Raw genomic sequence first — 21,063 nt, forward strand, 5'->3', positions numbered from 1 at the left:
GGAGAAGGGGGATGTGGGCCCGATCGGAAAAGAGGGGGCCGCAGCTACCATACGTATAGGAACCGTGACCACCACAGATCCGGATATCCAGGCATCCGTTCGCAATTCAGGATCAGAAAATACCGCCGTGCTCGAGTTCTCCATTCCCAAGGGAGAAAAAGGACAGCAAGGGATTAGTGTTGAATCCGTTATCATGAATGATGATTTAACCTTTTCCTTTATGATGAGTAATGGTTCAATTGAGAAAGTTAATTCCGGTCTTTATAGAAATAAAGATGGAGTAGTTATCGCGCCTGAAAAGGTTTCTGAAATTCCAAATGATTTTTCATTAAATGGTAATTTATACATAGCTTCTGATGATTATCTCAACGGCAGTAAAAAAATGCCTGAAGGATTGTCATTAAACGGTAATATCGTTCTTACTGATGGTTCTGTCTACTATAAAAATTCCTGGAATAATGGTGGCGTGCTTTGTGTTGCTTAATAGCTAGTATTTTTTCATTCAATTGTAGATATATAGGGCATTAAAATGATTAATAATTCTCCAAAGAATTTGAATCTTTCAGATTGTACTGTTTCTATTGATGAAGGGAAGACATCAAAAACATTATCTGAATGGGTAAAAACGGCAAATGATACAATAGGAGAAGTAGCAGGACTTTCTGAAACCTCAATTAACGTTGATAAAAAATGTGAGATATTGTCAAGGCGAATTAAAGATTTGAATCTTGATAATTATTTATCAAGGGATCAATCTTTTAAATCAGGTAATGTTCTGCTTTTGGATGATACAAATCAATTTATTGGTCCAAAGGCACGTTCTGATAATGGAACTGTTTTTATGTCTTATGGACATACTTTAAATCTTAATGGATTTCGTGCAAGTCCTGACCCTGCATGTACTCGTATAATCGAACATTATACATTGAAAAATAAATATTGGGTAGTATTAAAAACTTGGACAGATGATAAGCATGCATATCGTTCTTTTGTAGGAGATGCTTTTCATCCCGATAGTGATGGAGTGGGTGATCTTGGAATAGGAAACCATGCCTGGAATAATATTTATTCAAAAACGGCATTGAGCGTAACTTCTGATAAAAACGAAAAAAAAATTGTTTCCGCTCTGGGTAATGAAGATAATGTTGAAAACCAAAAATTACTAGATGCAATCTATAATCTTGATGTTCATACATTCAAGCTTAATTACGCTATTGATAAAAAGGGAGAGGGTAAAGCCAGATTGCATAATGGTTTTATAGCTCAGGAGGTTGAGAAGTCTTTGAAAGATAAAGGTTTGTCAGCTTCTGATTATGGAATGTGGATAGAAGAAAAAGTTTTTGAGACACAAGATATTGAGACAGGCGAAAAGGATGACAGGGGTAATCCTGTTACAAAAAGAGAGTGTGTATTCTTAAAAGATGCTGATGGTAATCAGGTTTACAGGCAGTCTTTACGATATGATGAAATATTTTGTGTTTTTATTCAAGCATTCAAACAAAAATTGAAAAAACTTGAGGATTTTAAACAAGTTTACGAGCAAAGAATTAGTGATTTAGAAACTAGGCTATCAAATTTAAAATAAATTTTTCAAATTAATGAATGAAATTAATTAAGAGATATAAAATGACAAATCAAAATAACGCTCCAAAAGATTTGGACCTGTCTGCATGTAATGTTTCAATGGATGGTGGTAATACATCACAGCAACTTTCAGAGCTTGTTAAAACAGCAAATGATACAAAAGAACAGATTGCAAGTGTCACAGCAATTGCAAGTCAAGCACAAAGTAATGTTGATAAGATTAGAACCTATGTCAATAATTTAGATCTAGATAAATATTTTTCCATTGATGATGCAAATAAACCCTTGGGTACTGTAATACTTGATTTGACAGGACAATTTGTGTATCCACAGCCTAAGGATATGGATGGTGTTACATGGATTAATGCGGGTTTAAGACCAATAAATGGTGATTATACAAAAGATTATGAACCCAATCCAAAATCCAGGGAAATACATATTCAGTATTCTGTAAATTTGAATGGTGAAAAAGGTAATAACAAGAGTTTTACTAGTGTAGTATGGTCTGACAACATTAATGCCAATTATGCATTTGGTTCTATTTCCTTTCATCCCCTTAATGATGGCGGCGGGGACTTGGGACGTGCGGGAAATTCATGGAACAATCTTTTCATAAAGACCGCACCAAACGTGACCTCGGACAAAAACGTCAAGACCATCACATCCATCCTTGATGAGAAAGCCGATAATTCTGACAGGAAATTATTGGATGCCCTGTATAATGTCAATGTTGTCAATTACAAGCTGAATGACGCGATAAAAGAGAAAGGTGAGGACAAGGCACGTGTTCATACAGGTTTTATCGCGCAGGATATAGAACAGGCGATCAGGGATGCGGGACTTGATCCATCCGATTATGCCATGTGGACGCAGGATGCATCACCTGAATTCAAGAGGGTGGATACAGGCGAGAAGGATGAAAACGGGAAGCCGATCCTTAAATCTGTTCAGGAAGTGCCAAAAGATGACAAGGGTGACGTTATTTATCGTCAAAAACTGAGATATACCGAGGTTATTTGTATGCTTTTAGCCGCTCATAAACAGAAAATCAATGATCTTGAGACACGGCTGATGAAACTTGAAAGTAAATAAAATGAGCAGATTTGATATGACACAAGGTCTCGCAAAAGGATCATTGGGACAGGAAATGACAGGTGGACAGATTGTTGATCGTTTATCTGCTGGTATATTGGTTGAAAACAGGATCGTAAATGATCCAGCCATTACCCTGATGTTTCCAAAAGCGGGAGAAATCAGCTATCGTCTTCTACTCCAGAAAGCGTGCAGGATTTCACTTGGGCAAGGGCAAAAGGGTCAGTTGCAACGCATGACGATCATTCTTCAGCAACCCTATGAAGGGAATTGCGAGGTTGAATTTGATGCATCTGTCAAATGGCAGAATAGGCAACCCTTTATTGATACAAGAGCAGGGTCGGTTACCCTTGTAGAAATTTTGTTTGATGGAATGTCACAATTTTATGGAAAACTGATTTATGGCTGATGCCAAAAAACAGCAGTAAATAGGATATATTAATAATGAAAATTTTGTCTAGTTTGGTTGTAGTAACATATCGGATGAATGGGATTTAACCGTATTATCTAAATCAAATAGACCATTGCTGATTTTCATTAAAGGAGAGCAATCCTACAGATAAAGTGAAGGGAATAAGTATTTCATTTTTTGAAGGAATATCTTATTTTAATTCTTTGCGGTAAGAATCTGGGGATTGCAAGAACAGGTCAGTTTAACGTCAGTAAAGAAAAATCATAATATAGAATAAAAGAATGCATCCTGTTGTAGATAAATATTTTATTATCAGATTCAGGTATGGTTTTGAAAGGATATGGAACAGATAGAACTCTGCTTAGGAACAATATTACAACTAAATATGGCGACATTTTCATAAAGACGAAACAGTTGTTTGGTACTAGAAAACGAATATTCCTGTTACGATTAGTTTGATTTAGGTATGTGTAATTCAGCTATATTTTCCATGGCAAGGTTCCTTTGTGAGGTATGGTATAATGATGAATCTCATGGGTCTATATATTTTAGAAAATAATCTTTCCCAAACGCAATAAGGGATTGATCATCAGCATTATATTCAAGGTTGTTATCAGCCAAGATACTTGGATAATTTTGGGCAAAAATGTGTCTACCATCATAATGAATGAAATTTAATTGGTTGTGAGGAAATATTAATAGCAGATTACCAAGTTTATATGAATCGCCTATTGAAAGTGCACAAGTGGATATTGAAAGATATAACAAATGTAAAAAAGGATTTATTATTGATTATATATTTTTATATGAATTAACCGTTTTTTTTACAGTATTACTAATAATTTAATCCTATATTGTTGGGATATGGAAAAATCACTAACCATATGGTAAATATTTCCGAATATCAAACATTTGGAATTATCGATGATATCATCACATCAAACAAGAAATTTGTGCAAGATGACGTGAGTTGTGGAATGGCAATTTAATTTCCAGTGAGACAATTAACAAAATTATTATCGAGAAAGCAAATTTGATTGACCCGGAACCAATGACGTAAGATCTTAAAAATCGCCTGTAAATCATATCATTGATTACGTCAAACGACGTATTGAATGGTTGGATCAACAATTTGAGCATTACAGTTAATTATTATAGGTTTTATTGATTATAGAATTACTTTTTAAAGAGTGGTTTTATGATTGACTTAAATAAATATTCGTAATTTTTTCATGGAAAAAGTCAAAATTTCTGTACTATTAATTTTTTTGTTTTTTTGATTCATTTATCGTGTTGAATAATATTAATTAAAAAATGAGATAATTGATTGTTATTTAAAGTTTAATTTTATTGATAAACATATCTATTGGCGGACCCGACGAGATTCGAACTCATGGCCTTTGCCTTCGGAGGGCAACGCTCTATCCAGCTGAGCTACGGGTCCTTTGAAAATGTTCATACTCTGTTTTAATGAAAATAGCCAGTTTTTCTTTTGTCAAATATAATTTTTCTTTTTTTATCCTTATATCAAGATTGATAAATTACAGGGTTCATTGAATTTGTTTGATTGACGGTAAATTCCATTTAAATTTTAAAGATAATAAGCGAATTGCACTACAGATTATAATGGCAAACCATGGAGCAAAGGTGGGACTGATAATATTCTTGTCCCCCATAATTTGGACAATGGCTCCGCCAATGGCGGCAGAGGCATAAATTTCCTTGGTTAATACGGATGGAATCAGGGCGGTTAATGTATCACGCAATATTCCTCCACCGATGGCCGTAAGTGTTCCAAGAAAAATACTTATTTCGCAATTTCCGGTAAAAACAAACGCTTTATGGGCGCCAAACGAAGCAAAAAAACCCAATCCGATAGCATCAAAAAACAGAGTTGGATGATTGAGATGTAAAAGTAATTTTTGGAAAAAGGCAGCCAGGAAAACTGAAGTCAAGACAATAACGAGATATTCCAGATTCATCATCCCCGCTAAAGGAAAAGAACCGATACAGATATCCCTTACAATTCCTCCACCACAGGCTGTGACAAAGGCAATGCAAAAAACGCCAAAGATGTCCAGATTACGATTAATGGCTGCCAGAGCTCCACTGATGGCGAAAGCAAATGTTCCGATTAAATCAACATAATGGAAAAAAGTATGACTCATAGGAACATGTTCCCTGGGGATATGAAATGTTAATGAAATTGAAAAGCGGTTAATTCTTTCAGTGTGGGCATACCATTTTGGGCCCCAGTGCGTGTAACCGAAAGTGCAGAAGCTTGCAAGGCTTTTTCAATCGCTTTTTCATATCCCAAATGAAGAAAACAGCAAAAGGCGCCACAAAATGTATCACCTGCCCCTGTTGTATCGACGGTTGGTACGGTATAGGCGGGGATATGTTGAATCTGTTTTTCTTTATTTTTAAAAAGTATTCCGCTGCGACCCCATGTCATGATAATGGGTGTAGAGCTATGCAGGATAATATCTTCGTAAGTTTCTGATCCATTATGTCGAAAGGCTTTTATCTCATGTTCGTTCGGTAAAAGATAACTGATTTTTGGAATGATATCTGCAGGAAGCTTTCGTGAGGGTGCAGGATTAACAACAATTATTTTTTTTAATCGATATGCAATCTCAATGGCTTCAATCTGCGTTTCCAAAGGGATTTCTTGCTGTAAAAGAATAATATCATGGTATTTGATGAGAGATTCAGCATTGAGGATATCCTGGGCTGATAGACTTTCATTGGCTCCTTCTGTAACAATAATTGTATTATCTGTATTTGTATGCATTATTAATGCGGTTGCAGTAGGACTTTGTTTGCAGGTTTTTATAGGTGTAATGTTGACATGATATTTTTTAAGGTTTTCTATTAGCATTTGACCAAAATGATCATTTCCGATTGCACCCAATATTGTAACTGATGCCCCCAGTTTTGCTGCTGCTATTGCCTGATTATTCCCCTTTCCACCACAATGAATCTGTAAGGGGCCGCCGATCAGGGTTTCTCCAGTTTCAGGGAAATGATCAACAGAAGTTTCGAGGTCAGTATTTAAACTACCAATAACCAGAATATTATTCATAAAAAAGCCTTATTGTCAGTTACAATATTTAAATAGATACTATAATTATTTTAAATGAAATAGATTGATAGAATTTATTTTTATATTTCTTTTAAAATATGGGTTATAATAACCTGATATGAAAAATATTTAATCGCACATTGTGAAATTGCATGTTTGTATTAGATATTAAGGTAGCTTATTTCATAAAAAAGATTATAGATAGAGTATTAATTTACGTTAAACAGAAAGCAGAAAGGACGGCTTAAATGGCTTATAAATCAGTTAATCCCTTTAACAATGAAACGGTGAAGACCTTTCAGGAATTAACGGAGAATGAAGTAGCTGCTAAAATTGATGAAGCTCAAGCTGCTTACTTAAAATGGCGTAAGACAGATTTTGCTACTCGTCGTCAAGTGATGAAAAAAGCCGCATCAATTTTGCGTGATAAAAAGGCGGAATTTGCTCATTATGTTACCTTGGAAATGGGAAAACTAATTGCAGAAGCGGAAGCGGAAGTTGATTTGACTGCAGACATTTTTGATTACTATGCAGAAAATGCCGAAAAATTTCTTGCACCAAAAACCTTACATCCAAAAGATGGTCATAAGGCCTATGTTGAATATGACCCAATAGGTATCATTTTCTGTGTTGAACCATGGAATTTCCCTTATTATCAACTTGTTCGTGTTGTTGCAACGAATTTGATGGCTGGAAATGTGGTAATGGTCAAACATGCTTCCATTGTTCCACAATGTGCGGGTGCTTTTGAAAAATTGATGCTTGATGCTGGTGCACCAAAAGGTGTTTATACCAATCTTTATGTATTATCTCAGCATACCGACAAAATCATTTCCGATCGTCGTGTCCGTGGTGTTGCGCTTACGGGAAGTGAAAAGGCAGGAAGTATTGTCGCTGGCAAAGCCGGTGAAAATCTTAAGAAATCCACCCTTGAACTGGGTGGCAGTGATGCATTTATTGTTCTTGAAGATGCCGACCTGGATTCAGCATGCAAATGGGGTCTTTGGGGTCGTATGAATAATACGGGACAATGTTGTGTTGCCGCAAAACGTTTCATTGTTGTTGAATCTGTTGCAGATGAATATCTGAAACGTTTAACAGACTGTTTTTCTAAACTGAAAATGGGTGATCCAATGGATCGTAGCACGACATTGGGTCCATTATCCAGTGAGGCAGCTGCACAGGAAATTGCAGATATGACAGCCGAAGCTGTCAAGCATGGTGCCAAGGCCGTGATTGGTGGTAAACGTCCAAATCGTTCAGGCGCTTTTATGGAGGCGACCATTTTGACCGATATTACCAAGCAAAATCCAGTATTCTATAAAGAATTTTTTGGACCAGTTGTTATGTTCTTTCGTGTTCCAGATGAAAAAGCGGCAATTGAGTTGGCCAATGATTCAGATTTTGGTTTGGGTGGAACCGTATTTTCAAGAGATGTTGAGCGTGCAAAGCGGGTTGCAAAGGAAATTGATACCGGCATGGTCTTTATCAACCGTCCTACTTGGACAGCGCCAGATCTTCCATTTGGCGGTGTGAAACATTCTGGATATGGTCGTGAATTGTCTGATGAGGGAATTTTTGAATTCCTTAATCATAAATTAATTTATATCGAGAAATAATTTCATTTTTACTATATTTATAAAGTGAAATTTGGATTAAAAGAGGGATTCATTATATTTAATGAATCCTTTTTTATTTCAGGTCAAGAATTTATGGAACCTTTTATTGCATTACGTCGTGAACGTTTAAATAGAGGAATTCGATTTGCACATGCACGATGTTTGGAAATCGGTGCATTGATTGATCCAGTTTTATGTCGAGAAAATGGAAATGTTTTTTACGCAGATCATTTGTCGACGGAAGAGCTGAAAGAGCAATTTGCCTGGAATACCAATTTTGATTCTCGTCAATTGGTAGAGATTGATTATATCTGGAAAAAAGAATGTGCTTTGAAGGAGTGTGTGGATGGTCAGTTTGATTATGTAATCGCATCTCATGTTGCAGAACATGTCCCAGACTTGATTGGATGGATTGAGGAAATACGACAAATTTTAAAACCTGATGGACAATTACGTTTGGTTTTGCCAGATGGTCGTTATTCTTTTGATATGAAAAGGCAGCCTACCCGGTTGGCTGATTTACTCGCTGCCTGGTTAAAGAAATCTACATGCCCTGAAACACACTTGGTGTTGGACTTTGCATTGAACAAAATTAATGATAAAGATATTCCAAGAATTCATGCAGAATATGGATTATATCCTGATAAAGAAAATCTGGAAAGCCAAATCCTGTTTTCTGAGGTTCTGGAATGGGGGGAAAGAACACTAATACCTGATCATTATGAAGATATTCATTGTTGGGTTTTGCATTTAGGTTTGTTTGTGAAACTGATGATGAATTTGGCTGAACATGGACTTATAAAAATGGCTTGTGTGGAATGGTTTGATATTGATCCATCAAAGCTGAGTTATGAATTTACGGTTTTTCTTGTATCGGAAAAAAATAGGGAAAAATGTGTTGAAAGCTGGAAAGAGGTTTATGAAAAGATTAGAAATTCACCCTATCAATTCAGTTTTGCCCAACATTTGGAACAGGAAAATACAAAATTGAAACAGGAACTTACGGCCATACAGAATTCTTTCTGTTGGCGTGTGACGTCCCCTTTGCGTCAATTAGTCAAACTGTTTAAATCATAAATTTTTCTTTCAGGGGTCGACCAATTGAATAATAATGAATATTTTCACTTTTCATCACTTTGGGATCGTAAATATTTCTGAAGTCGATTACCAGTGGTTTTTTCATCCAGTTTTTCAGGGTTTTGGGTGTCAAAGAACGGAATTCATTCCATTCTGTCAGGATAATCAAGGCGTCAGCCTGATTGGCTGCATCGTTAATTCTATCAAAATATTGAACTGTATTAGGTAATAAGGGTTTTGCCTTTTCATTTCCAACAGGGTCAAAAACTTTTATCTGGGCACCCTCTTCAACCAAACGGTGAATAATGGGAATAGATGGGGATTCCCGCATATCATCTGTATTTGGTTTAAAGGTGAGTCCCAGAATGGTAATGGTTTTGTTGTGAACATTACCACCACATAATTGAATAATTCTTCCACTTATGTTTGCTTTTCTGGCATCATTAGCTTGTGCGGTTGCCTCTACCAGCCGTGAGGGCGTGCCTGCTTCTTGGGCGATGCGAATTAGGGCAAGAGTGTCTTTCGGGAAACAGGATCCGCCATAACCTGGGCCTGGCCGTAAAAAATATTTGCCGATTCTGCTGTCTAATCCAATAGCATTGGCAATTTCCTCTATATTTCCTCCAACTTGTTCACAAAGATCAGCAAGCTCGTTAATATATGAAAGTTTCATCGCTAAAAAACAATTTGAGGCATATTTTGCCAGTTCAGCACTTTCCAAATTGGTAAACAAAATTGGTGTTTCTTTTTGAAATAAGGGTTGGTAAAGTCGACTCATGATTTCTTGGGCTTTTTGTGCGCGATCTTTTCTGTCTTTTTCAATACCGATAATGATACGGTCAGGTGTCATGAAATCTTGAATGGCCTCGCCCTCGCGAAGAAATTCAGGATTGGAGGCGACATCAAAATCAAGAGATGGATTTTCCTTACGGATGATTTGTGCAATCCGTCGGCTTGTACCAACCGGGACTGTTGATTTGGTAACGATAATTGCATATTCTTGTAGATGTTTTGCGATTTCCAGGGCTGCTTGATGGACATAAGTCATGTCGGCATGTCCATCACCGTTACGTGGGGGTGTACCCACGGCAATAAAAATGGCCTTACAATCAGGAATAGCCTCTTTAATCGTTTCAAAAAACTGTAACCGATTGGCTTTGATATTATTCTGAACCAAAAGATCCAAACCAGGTTCATAGATAGGAATATTTCCTTTCTTTAACGCATTTAACCGGTTGGGATCCTTTTCCACGACAGCGACATCAAGTCCGAATTCTGCAAAACAAGCAGCAGAAACAAGACCAACATATCCTCCACCAATCATTGCTATACGCACAGAACATTCCTTATTTTTAATCAAGATATTGCCAGTTTTATAGATTATTAAATTAAGTTAATTTAAAAATTAAAAAAATAAAAATTTTAAAAATATTGAAACAAGTTCATTATAAAGGGTAATGAAGAGGTTTTCAGTGGTATATAGACAATAGATATATTCAATATTGATGGGAATAATAATTAGATTCTAAGGGTGGATTGTTCTTGGGAAGAGGATGATGGTTAAAATGTTTGATCTATATAAAATGTTTAAAAATAAAAGATGTTTATATGCTTAAATATAAATGTTAGAAAATAATAGAATTATAGGATAAAACTTGTAATCAATATTATTGAACAACTTCTCAATTCGTTAGCTAATAATGTTGTGATGAGTTTAACCGGGAATTAAGATGTATCAATTGAAACGTCCGTGGATTTGGATTGCTTTGTTAGGTCGTATGGCTTTAAACGGTGTTCGGGAAACGGGTACCCTCGCATTGTTTGCATTAAGCGGATTTATAAATATTTTTTATCCTCCATTTTATTGGCGCATTTTTTTGGGATCTTTACTTGATATAGGTTATTTGTCTCTACCTGTTGTTGCTTTAACGGCATTATTTTCTGGAGGTGTTATCGCGTTACAATCCTATACCGGTATATCCCAGTATCATGTAAATAGCGCGATTGCCAATATTGTTGTGTTGGCTGTCACTCGTGAGCTTGGGCCCGTTTTGGCAGGATTGATGGTTGCGGGACGGGTGGGGGCAGCCATGGCCGCGGAAATTGGAACAATGCAGGTGACGAATCAGATTGATGCGCTCAAAACCTTATCAACCAATCCTATCAAATATCTTGTCACTCCCCGTTTGCTAGCTGCTACGCTTGCTTTACCATTTCTGGTTTTGATTGCTGATATCCTGGGGGTGCTGGGTGGTTTTACTGTTTCGGTCATTAAATTGGGTTTTTCGCCCCAGGGTTATATTGCGGCGACCATGAATGCCGTGAAACCTATTGATGTTACAATTGGGTTGGTGAAAGCGGCGGTTTTTGGATTTCTTATTGCCTTGATGGGATGTTATCATGGATATCGTAGCCGTGGGGGCGCACAGGGGGTTGGTGCAGCGACGACCTCTGCTGTTGTTGCCGCCTCTATTTTATTGCTAGTATTTGACTATTTGTTAACGGATATCTTTTTTGCAAAATGACCAAAACTTATCCCAAAATTCGTATACGTAATCTTTCCAAATCTTTTGGCAGCAACCATGTGTTACGTAACATTAATATGGATGTAATGGAGGGAACTTCCTTTGTTATTATTGGTGGATCTGGAAGTGGAAAGTCTGTTTTGCTTCGCTGTATTTTGGGGTTAATGACACCAGATAGTGGCACGATCGAAATTGATGGCAAAAATATTTTTGAATTGCCATATTCCGAGCAAGCAGAAAAATTACAGGAAATGGGTATGTTGTTTCAGAACTCTGCCTTGTTCGATAGCTTGCCTATCTGGGAAAATGTTGCCTTTGCCCTTTTAAATGGACATCGTAAAAATCAGCCAAGAATTAGTCGTGCCCGGGCGAGGGAAAGGGCAAACAGGGTTTTGGAACTTGTTGGTCTGGATGCAGATAATATTGGCGATTTATATCCCAGTGAGTTATCTGGTGGGATGCAGAAACGGGTTGGCTTGGCACGTGCGATTGCTTCAAAACCGGAAATTATCTTTTTTGATGAACCGACCACAGGGTTGGATCCTATCATGGGAGCAATAATTGATAACTTGATTGTTGATTGCGTTAAGAAGCTGGGTTCTACAACAATTGCCATTACCCATGATATGGCTTCTGCCCAGCGGATCGGGGATCAGGTTGCCATGTTGTATAAAGGGGAGCTGATTTGGCAGGGTGAAGCTGGTAAACTTATGCAGAGTGAGAATCCCTACGTGCATCAATTTACACATGGTCTTTATGCAGGTCCTATTAAAATGGAAATGAAAGTATAAGAGGACGTTTTGGCGAAAAAGCCGGTTAAAATGTTTGTCTGTCAAAGTTGTGGCGCTATTTATCATAAATGGGCTGGACGATGTGAGGCTTGTGGTGAATGGAATACAATTAGCGAGGAAACCAGGGAAACAAGTCCGATTTCTGTACTGGGACATGCAGGCAGGATGATTCAGTTTACAGGGCTGGATGGTGAGATTTCACCTCCTGATCGTCAGTCCATTGGTGTTTCTGAATTTGATCGTGTTCTGGGTGGAGGTCTTGTCCAATCTTCAGTTACATTGGTAGGAGGAGATCCTGGCATTGGAAAGTCAACTTTATTGTTGCAGGCTGCTTGTGCTTTATCAAGACAGGGACAATCCGTTTTATATATTTCAGGAGAGGAGTCTGTTAACCAGATAAGAATGCGTGCCAATCGGTTAGGGTTAGAGGATGCGGAACAAAGAAAAAACATACAACTGGCTGCCTGCATAAATGTTGCGGATATTCTTTCAACGCTGGAAAAAGAAAAAAATATAAGTCTCGTTATCATTGATTCTATTCAAACAATGTGGCTGGATACGGCGAATGGGGCCCCTGGGACGGTAAGTCAGGTTCGGGCTGCGGCTTTTGAATTGATTCGTATGGCAAAACAGAAAGAATTTGCATTGATTTTTGTGGGACATGTTACCAAGGAAGGTTCTATAGCGGGGCCGCGTGTCCTGGAACATATGGTTGATGCCGTATTATATTTTGAGGGGGATCGAGGACATCAATTTCGTATTTTACGGGCAGCAAAAAATCGATTTGGTGCAACAGATGAAATTGGTGTTTTTTCAATGACAGGACAGGGTTTGGTAGAGGTGGCAAACCCCTCTGCTTTATTCCTTGCAGAGCGACATGGTCATATAGCGGGGTCAGCCGTTTTTGCGGGTTTGGAGGGAACCCGTCCTGTTTTGTTGGAAGTGCAGGCCTTGTTGGCACCCAAATTTGGGGATTCAGCGCCAAGACGTACAGTTATTGGATGGGATAATGCACGCCTTAATATGTTGCTTGCTATTTTGGAGACACGTTGTTCGTTACGGTTTAACGGGGTGGATGTTTATTTAAATATGGCAGGCGGTTTGAGAATTACCGAACCTGCGGCGGATTTGGCCGTGGCAGCAGCTTTGGTTTCGGCTTTGACCCATCATTCCGCCTCTCCAGGTTCAGTGTATTTTGGTGAAATTGGTTTATCTGGAGAAATTCGACAGGTGCCACAAGCCGACTTACGCATGAAAGAGGCATTTAAGCTAGGTTTTGATGAAGTTGTTTTACCCAAGCGTATTGCACATGGAAATAACAAACTATCCGTCCCCAATGGATTACAGCTGATAGAATTAGGTCATATAAGTGATTTGGTGTCTCAATTCACATAAAATTTATTACATTTGATTACTGAAATTTTTCTTTTAGATATATTTGTTAGAAATACAAAATTATCGTTATTTAATAGTTAATTAAATCAATTTTATAAAAAAAGATAATTCTTGATAGTTATCTAAAAAATAAAATTATAGTCAGGAATTCAAAAATTATGGCTAAGAATATTGAACCCAATCTTAAAAATATTGAGTTATATTTAAAACTTAATCGAACAGAAAATTTTTTAATTCCAGAATATCAACGGGGATATTCATGGGATATTGGACAATGTGATAAGTTGTTGGAAGATATAGAGAATTTTAAGGAAAGTGAATCAAATGATCCTTATTTTTTTGGAAGCATTATAATTGATTGCTCGGATCAAAATCAATTCAGTCTAATTGACGGTCAACAGCGTACAACGACTTTTTTGTTGTTACTCAAAGCCATTTTGTTACGATTAAATGAAGTGCTGCAAACTGTTTCAAAAGATGAAGATTCAGAGGCATTGATAGCTGGTCTTAAAGCGAATAGAAATAAAATTATGGAGATTTTGTATAAAGCAGAAGCCGAAAATATACCTTCTATGCTTAAAGATCCAAAAAAGACACAAAATATTCTCATACTAGGAAATAAATCAATTAATGAATTGTATCCAGAAGAATTTAATAAAATTATAGGTGCCAGTGATTTTAAAGATGCCGAGGAAAAAGTTTTTAAACTGCCTTATAAAAAAAATAATAACCGATATACAAACTATTTTCGTAACTTTAAAAATTTTTATGAAAAATTGAGAGAAAATAGCGATTCTTGGTTGAATCAATTTACAAAAACTTTTTTAAAAAATTGTCAGGTAATCGAAATACGCAGTTGGCAAGTCGAACAAGCTATTACAATGTTTAATTCATTGAATTCAACAGGTTTGCCGCTTTCAGATGCAGACATTATTTCTGCAAAATTATATTCATATGCAGGTGATAAAAGAGAGGAATTTAATATTCAATGGGAAGAGATTCTCCAATTAACAAATAAATTAAAATCTAAAAAAGTCGTTACAATTGATTCTGTATTGCAACAATTTATGTACATTAATCGTGCTAAAGAACAGGGATATTTGAAATCTTATATTTATGTAAGAACTCCAGGTTTAAGAAGATATTATGCTGATCATGAGCAGGATTTGTTAAAAAATCCATTTTTACTATGCAATAATTTAAAAAAAATTGCATATAAATGGGATAAAATTAAAGATTATTCCATTATAAAGTTACTTTTTAAGTGTAATGTTAATATTAAATTATATCTAGCCGCTTATCTATATCGTTTTGAATTAGATGAAATTACCGAAGATAAAATAATAAATGTCTGTGAATCATTGTTGAAATTATTTTCATTATTAGAGTTGGGAGATGCTGGTTATTCAAGCAATAAATTTAAGATATTTTTATATGCAGAAATTATAAAGATGGTCGATTTTAATATTCCAGAACATGTTGTTTGTCAGGATTTTTATGATCATATACATGATAAATGGAATGTCAAAGAGGTTGAGGACGCGATATTAACATATGATAAAAACATGCTGGTATTTGTTAATGAATATTTGTACGCTAAAAATAAAAATCTAAAATTTAATTTTTCTGAAACGGTTAATGTTGAACATATCATGCCAGCTAGTGGTCGTAATATAGAGACAATTAGACATGACGCAAAAATGGATAAGAATGAGTTTGAAAATGTAATTAACAGATTGGGAAACAAAATTTTGCTTGAAGAGAATATCAATCGAAGTATCAGTAATGAATGGTTTAAAACTAAAAAGCAAAGTTTTATTCATAATAAAAATGGATATAAAAATAGCAAATATAATTTAGCGAAAACTTTAATTAACTATCCTAGTGATAAATGGGAGAAAAATGATATTTTAGAAACAACTGAAAAAGCAGCAAAAAGAATATCCAATTTTATTTTTTCATAATAATATGCTGTTTTGTTCTTGACGCATTAGATTGATCTCTTCTTATATGTGCTCTAATAATACATCATAATATTATATTTGATCATAAAAAGGATTGATAAATGATGAAAGATCAACATGATTACAAAGTGAAAGATATTTCACTTGCGAGTTGGGGGCGGAAAGAGATTGCTATTTCTGAAGGGGAAATGCCAGGTTTAATGGCTCTTCGTAAAGAATATGCGGATAAACAGATTCTTAAGGGGGCGAGAATTGCCGGCTGCTTGCATATGACTATCCAGACAGCTGTGTTAATTGAAACCCTTGTTGCCTTGGGAGCGGAAGTGCGTTGGTCATCTTGTAACATTTTCTCAACTCAGGATCATGCGGCTGCGGCAATAGCTGCAGCTGGTATTCCTGTATTTGCTTGGAAAGGTGAAACCGAGGAGGAATTTAACTGGTGTATTGAACAGACCATTCATGGTCCGAATGGTTGGGTTCCCAATATGATTTTGGATGACGGGGGTGATTTAACCCTGTTAATGCATCAGAAATATCCTGAGATGTTAAAAAATATTAAGGGGTTGTCTGAAGAAACGACAACAGGTGTTCACCGTTTGCGTGAAATGGAAAAGAAAGGAACCTTATTAGTTCCGGCATTCAATGTCAATGACAGTGTTACGAAGTCTAAATTTGATAATTTATATGGTTGTCGTGAAAGCCTGGTCGATGCAATCCGTCGCGGTACAGATGTAATGATGTCTGGAAAGGTTGCCGTTGTTGCCGGTTTTGGTGATGTGGGTAAGGGTTCGGCAGCAAGTTTGCGAAATGCTGGTTGTCGTGTTCTTGTTACAGAGGTTGATCCTATTTGTGCATTACAGGCCGCGATGGAAGGATATGAAATTGTCACTATGGAAGAGGCTGCACCACGTGGTGATATTTTCGTAACTTGTACCGGTAATATTGATATTATTACCGTTGATCATATGCGTGCCATGAAAAATCGTGCGATCGTTTGCAACATTGGTCATTTTGATTCAGAAATTCAAGTTGAAAAATTACGGAATTTCACGTGGGAAAATATTAAACCTCAAGTTGATGAGATTATTTTTCCCGATGGTAACCGTATTATTCTTCTTTCTGAAGGACGTTTGGTTAATCTTGGGAATGCCACTGGTCACCCATCTTTTGTGATGTCTGCCTCCTTTACAAACCAGACTTTGGCACAGATTGAATTATGGACAGCACCAAAGGGTAAATATGAAGCAAAAGTCTATACCCTTCCCAAGTTCTTGGATGAGAAGGTGGCGGCTTTACATCTCGAAAAAGTTGGTGCGGTTTTGTCTAAATTAAATAAAGCTCAGGCTGATTATATTGGCGTTGATGTTGAAGGTCCATTTAAACCAGATTCTTATCGTTATTAGTTTTAAAAAATAATAGTGATATAAAAAAACTCATTACAATTTGTAATGAGTTTTTTATTTAAATGAATAAATAATATTCAATGACATTTGCTATTGCATTTACTGCAGGTGCTACAACTTGGTGTTTTCTGAGTATTGCAGTGTTTCAAGGCCCATTGTTGACTTGTTGCGGGAGCATGGATGCGTTTAAGCACATAAGCAGTTCCTAGCCATATGAATTTGCCAATTATTGGAAAAAACCGGTTTAACCAGTAAAAAATACATAAAACAATAATAAAAAGAACAAGATTATTTTGCATTGGATTTTTCCTAATTTATTTTGGGTGTTTTTTTTGTTATAAGTCATTTTGTTAAAATTATAAAATCTTAATGGTATAAATTTCGAATTTGATAACTCATTTTAGAGAAAGTTAGTATTGTGTCTAAAAAAATCATGGTTACGTTTGCTGGTCGAGAAAAAAGAATGTCGGTTCTCAGTGATTATGTTCACGAGATGTTAAAAGAAGGAACTATAGATGAATGGCATATTTGGGATTTTACTCGTAATGAATCAGATAGAAATTTTTTGAAAAAATTGGGTTCTGTAAAATTTTTACATGGCCATTCAGGTTATCAATATTGTCGAGATATAAATTGTAATTCTTCGGTGAGAATACCTATAAGAATCCCTTCAGAACTTTATCTAGCTTTCGTCCCGGAAAAGGGAGATTATTTTATTGAAGCTTTAATAGGGGGATGGAACAATGGTCAAACAAGAATACGTATTGTAGATAAAAAGGCTTTTTTATCCTATGAACGCTCGTCCGATGATAAATCTTATATTTTTATTCAAGGAACACCGGGTGTTTTATCAGATGGTTTGGTCAATAATATTAGTATTAAAAGGGATATTCATGGTAATACCATTGTGGAAGTTGATGATTATCATTTTCGGATTCCATCAAAATATACGCATCATAATAAGTTTTCTATTTATATGCGTACAGATTTTGATAGAACCTTGGAGTTTGTACATAATAACGATAAAATAAAGCGTTTTATTGGAAATGTGTATGAAAATTCTCCTTATTACCGTGCCTATCATTATTACGCTTCTAGATATGATCAATTTGAAAATGATATTTTTTTAAAATGTGATGATGATATTGTTTATATTGAGCTTGATAAAATAAAAGATTTTATTGAATTTACTAAAAAGAACGAGCAATATTTTGTTGTTTCAGCTAATGTTGTTAATAATGCGACCTGCGCTTATTTGCAACAAAAAAATAAAGTGGTTCCTGAAACTGTAGGGCATTATGAAAATCCACGGGAAGGCGTTTACGGTTCGTTATGGGAAAGTGGAAAAAATGCAGAAAAATTACATAATTATTTTATAGATAATAATGCCAGTTCATTGCCTTTAGAAAAACAATTCATGGAATTTAACACACGTTACTCTATTAATTTTATTGCTTGGCGTGGTGAGAAATTGAGATATATGTCTTTGCCCCCTCATGCTGATGACGAGTTTTATTTAACGGCTGTTATTCCTCAATATCTAAATAAAAAAACAGCGATTTATTCTGATTTTATGGTGGCTCATCTTACTTTTAACCCTCAAGAAAAAACAATGGATGTGGATAAAGTTATTAAACGCTATGATCAATTAAAAAAAGATAAATATAAAATTTAATGTTCTATTAATTATGTAGAAATATAATTAAAAACTGATTTATTAAATTAAATCAGTTTTTAATTAATAGAAAAATGATTCAAGAAAAAAATGATGCGATATGCCAGGTGGTAAAGGAGGCAAAATAAGCCATGAAAAACAGATAACAGGCTGTCATTATGACCATCTTCCAGGAAGAGGTTTCTTTTTTTATAACCGCCAACGTAGAAAAGCATTGTGGAGCAAAAACATACCAGGCCAGAAAGGAAAGTCCTGTTGCTATACTCCATTGTGTTGAAAGAAAATGAACCAGTTGGCCCGGTGCATCAGAATCAACACCAGCTATGGAATAAACAGTTGCAAGAGACGTAACAGCAACCTCTCTGGCTGCCAATCCAAGAATAAGCGCAACACATATTTCCCAGTTAAAACCAATGGGTGCAAAAAGGGGTTGAATCCAGTGACCTATAATACCGGCAAAACTCCAATCAATGGCTGGACCTTGTACACCAGCAGGCGGTTTTGGAAAGCTTGATAAAGCCCATAAAAGGATGCTGACCGTTAAGATGATTGTTCCTACGCGATTAACAAAGATTTCAATCCTTTGCCATAATCCAAACAAAATGTTCCGAACACTTGGAAAACGGTAAGAGGGAAGTTCTAGTAAAAGGGTGTTATCATATGATTTTTTCCGTTTTTTGAGAAGTAATGCCACTAAAAAGGCACTCGCGATTCCTAGTAGATAAAGACCAAACAGGACAAGACCTTGCAGGTTGAATATTATTCCGATAGTTTTATGAGGGATAAAGGCACTGATTAGTAAAGCATAAACTGGTAATCGTGCGGAACAAGTCATCAGAGGTGCAATGAGAATGGTAACTAGACGATCTCTAGCGCTAGGTATTGTCCGGGTTGCCATGATACCGGGAATTGCACAGGCAAAACTGGATAATAATGGGATGAAAGAACGACCATTTAATCCAACAGAAGCCATAATGCGGTCAAGTAAGAAGGCTGCTCTGGGCAAATACCCGGATTCTTCTAAGAATAAAATCCACAGGAAGAGAACAAGAATTTGAGGTAAAAAGGCGAATGTTGTTCCCACCCCCGCAAAAACACCATCAATAATTAAACTTCTCAAGGGACCTGTCGGTAATAAGTTAGCAATGATTTTTCCAAGCCAGCCTGTCAAATCCTGTATACCATCCATAAAGGGTTGGGCCCATGAAAAAACGGCCTGGAACATGATAAATAATAAAATGAGAAGGATTAAGGGACCAATAATGGGATGTAAAACCAATCGATCAATTTTTTCATCAAGCAGAACAGAATTTTCAGAAGAATTATGGACGCATTTCAGGAGAATTTTGCGTACTTCGACATGTAAATCGGTTTGATTATCAATATCAATTGTTGGAATTTTAAAAGAGGTGTCGATATTGTCGACAAGTTTTTTAATTCCGTTTTTTTGGGTTCCTATTGTGGGGATAATGCAAATGCCCAAAATTGATTCTAGTTTTGGAATATCTATGTCGATTTTACGTTTTTTTGCAATGTCACTCATGTTTAGAGCGATCATCATTGGGCGTTTAAGACGGCAAATTTCAAGGGCGAATCTTAAATGTAGTCGCAAATTTGTTGCATCAATAACGCAGATCAAGGCATCTGGTGGGGGTTCGTTACGATAGTTCCCCATACAAATATCCCTGGTGACTGCTTCATCAAGGCTGGTTGCTTTTAAACTGTATGCCCCCGGTAAATCGATAAGGGTAATCCTGTTTTTGGAGGGTGTGACGAATTGTCCCTCCTTACGTTCCACGGTGACCCCGGCATAATTGGCGACTTTCTGTCTACTTCCGGTCAATTGATTGAATAAAGCGGTTTTTCCGCAATTTGGATTGCCTACTAAAGCTATCTTTGAAATAGGGAATATGGATGATTCAGGCATAAATTAACAATCCAAATGTAAAATAATTCTGGCCGCTTCAGAACGGCGCAGCGCAAAACGGGTCGATCCGATTTGTACAGCAATAGGATTTGAGCCAAATGGCCCAAAGGCAATGATTTTGACAATTTCGCCTGGTACGAAGCCTAAATCACGTAAACGGTCTGCAATAGGATCAGGAGAAGAAAATTCTTCGACATGATCAATAACACTTGATTTCCCTGGGGAAAGCATACTTAAATTTGGAACAGTCATTATTTAAATTGAACTTAACTCTATCATTAAGAATGATTTGCGTTCTTAATAATATGGCAGAAAATTCCTGTTATGTCATCAATTTTGAATTTTATTTTATTTATGATGATTCTTATTCATTTATCGGAAGGATTAGTATAAAATAAATAAATGAAAAGAAAAAAATTTCTTTTTACTCGATAAGTTGAGTTCATGCAATAATGAATTTGTAATGAAATGATACTTATTTTTTGAAAAATTGATTTTTTTTGCGAAGGAACGC

Annotated in this window: 17 protein-coding genes, 1 tRNA gene and 1 pseudogene; 12 read left to right on the plus strand and 7 right to left on the minus strand. The window is 36.2% G+C overall.

The window, feature by feature from the left end; genetic code table 11:
• The 4 genes and pseudogenes from H3T44_RS08875 to H3T44_RS08890 all read left to right on the plus strand — a co-directional run.
• Positions 1-484, plus strand: a pseudogene (locus H3T44_RS08875) (hypothetical protein); the annotation flags it as partial.
• 45 nt (positions 485-529) lie between these two features.
• Complete coding sequence (locus H3T44_RS08880) at positions 530-1,585, plus strand: tail fiber domain-containing protein (protein WP_198196950.1); 1,056 nt, start codon at positions 530-532, stop codon at positions 1,583-1,585.
• 41 nt (positions 1,586-1,626) lie between these two features.
• On the plus strand, positions 1,627-2,676 hold the full coding sequence (locus H3T44_RS08885; protein WP_198196949.1) for a tail fiber domain-containing protein: 1,050 nt from the start codon (positions 1,627-1,629) through the stop codon (positions 2,674-2,676).
• Between the two features lies 1 nt (position 2,677).
• On the plus strand, positions 2,678-3,085 hold the full coding sequence (locus H3T44_RS08890) for a hypothetical protein (RefSeq protein ID WP_155579934.1): 408 nt from the start codon (positions 2,678-2,680) through the stop codon (positions 3,083-3,085).
• A 1,370-nt stretch (positions 3,086-4,455) separates the two neighbouring features.
• Here the strand turns inward: H3T44_RS08890 and H3T44_RS08895 are convergent.
• From H3T44_RS08895 to H3T44_RS08905, 3 genes are all read right to left on the minus strand, one after another.
• A tRNA-Arg gene (locus tag H3T44_RS08895) sits at positions 4,456-4,532 on the minus strand.
• 106 nt (positions 4,533-4,638) lie between these two features.
• Complete coding sequence (locus H3T44_RS08900) at positions 4,639-5,256, minus strand: trimeric intracellular cation channel family protein (RefSeq protein WP_110439597.1); 618 nt, start codon at positions 5,254-5,256, stop codon at positions 4,639-4,641.
• Between the two features lie 29 nt (positions 5,257-5,285).
• Complete coding sequence (locus tag H3T44_RS08905; protein WP_198196948.1) at positions 5,286-6,173, minus strand: ribokinase; 888 nt, start codon at positions 6,171-6,173, stop codon at positions 5,286-5,288.
• Positions 6,174-6,421: 248 nt separating this feature from the next.
• Here H3T44_RS08905 and H3T44_RS08910 point away from each other — a divergent pair, with 248 nt between their 5' ends.
• Together H3T44_RS08910 and H3T44_RS08915 are read left to right on the plus strand one after the other, a co-directional pair.
• A complete protein-coding gene (locus H3T44_RS08910) occupies positions 6,422-7,792 on the plus strand; it encodes an NAD-dependent succinate-semialdehyde dehydrogenase (protein WP_110439599.1) in 1,371 nt (456 codons plus the stop codon).
• Positions 7,793-7,885: 93 nt separating this feature from the next.
• A complete protein-coding gene (locus H3T44_RS08915) occupies positions 7,886-8,869 on the plus strand; it encodes a methyltransferase domain-containing protein (RefSeq protein WP_198196947.1) in 984 nt (327 codons plus the stop codon).
• Here the strand turns inward: H3T44_RS08915 and H3T44_RS08920 are convergent.
• Positions 8,859-10,193, minus strand: coding sequence for a UDP-glucose/GDP-mannose dehydrogenase family protein (locus H3T44_RS08920; protein ID WP_232347585.1), 1,335 nt, complete (start codon positions 10,191-10,193; stop codon positions 8,859-8,861). The genes H3T44_RS08915 and H3T44_RS08920 overlap by 11 nt on opposite strands.
• 406 nt (positions 10,194-10,599) lie before the next feature.
• Between H3T44_RS08920 and H3T44_RS08925 the strand changes: the two genes are divergently transcribed.
• From H3T44_RS08925 to ahcY, 5 genes are all read left to right on the plus strand, one after another.
• Positions 10,600-11,394 carry an ABC transporter permease gene (locus tag H3T44_RS08925; RefSeq protein WP_198196945.1) on the plus strand — a complete coding sequence of 265 codons (795 nt, stop codon included), beginning with the start codon at positions 10,600-10,602 and terminating at the stop codon, positions 11,392-11,394.
• The gene (locus H3T44_RS08930; RefSeq protein WP_122122874.1) at positions 11,391-12,185 is read left to right on the plus strand and encodes an ABC transporter ATP-binding protein; all 795 of its coding nucleotides are present in this window, start codon (positions 11,391-11,393) and stop codon (positions 12,183-12,185) included. The genes H3T44_RS08925 and H3T44_RS08930 overlap by 4 nt, the downstream gene beginning before the upstream one ends.
• A 9-nt stretch (positions 12,186-12,194) precedes the next feature.
• Positions 12,195-13,580 carry a DNA repair protein RadA gene (gene radA, locus H3T44_RS08935; RefSeq protein WP_110439603.1) on the plus strand — a complete coding sequence of 462 codons (1,386 nt, stop codon included), beginning with the start codon at positions 12,195-12,197 and terminating at the stop codon, positions 13,578-13,580.
• A 158-nt stretch (positions 13,581-13,738) separates the two neighbouring features.
• A complete protein-coding gene (locus H3T44_RS08940; RefSeq protein WP_155567566.1) occupies positions 13,739-15,544 on the plus strand; it encodes a DUF262 domain-containing protein in 1,806 nt (601 codons plus the stop codon).
• A gap of 104 nt (positions 15,545-15,648) precedes the next feature.
• A complete protein-coding gene (gene ahcY / locus H3T44_RS08945) occupies positions 15,649-16,947 on the plus strand; it encodes an adenosylhomocysteinase (RefSeq protein WP_155564861.1) in 1,299 nt (432 codons plus the stop codon).
• A gap of 77 nt (positions 16,948-17,024) precedes the next feature.
• Here ahcY and H3T44_RS08950 read toward each other — a convergent pair whose 3' ends face one another.
• On the minus strand, positions 17,025-17,246 hold the full coding sequence (locus H3T44_RS08950) for a DUF6587 family protein (RefSeq protein ID WP_198196944.1): 222 nt from the start codon (positions 17,244-17,246) through the stop codon (positions 17,025-17,027).
• 119 nt (positions 17,247-17,365) lie between these two features.
• Here H3T44_RS08950 and H3T44_RS08955 point away from each other — a divergent pair, with 119 nt between their 5' ends.
• Entirely contained in the window at positions 17,366-18,622 is a 1,257-nt protein-coding gene (locus H3T44_RS08955) for a hypothetical protein (RefSeq protein ID WP_198196943.1), read from the plus strand.
• Positions 18,623-18,701: 79 nt separating this feature from the next.
• On the opposite strand, the gene feoB is transcribed toward H3T44_RS08955, so the two are convergent.
• Positions 18,702-20,549, minus strand: a complete 1,848-nt coding sequence (feoB, locus tag H3T44_RS08960; protein WP_198196942.1) for a ferrous iron transport protein B — start codon at positions 20,547-20,549, stop codon at positions 18,702-18,704.
• Between the two features lie 3 nt (positions 20,550-20,552).
• Positions 20,553-20,801, minus strand: coding sequence for a FeoA family protein (locus tag H3T44_RS08965; protein WP_110439607.1), 249 nt, complete (start codon positions 20,799-20,801; stop codon positions 20,553-20,555).
• Positions 20,802-21,063: the final 262 nt, after the last annotated feature.

The sequence above is a fragment of the Commensalibacter sp. M0355 genome (genome assembly GCF_016101365.1).
Taxonomy (GTDB): Bacteria; Pseudomonadota; Alphaproteobacteria; order Acetobacterales; family Acetobacteraceae; genus Commensalibacter; species Commensalibacter melissae.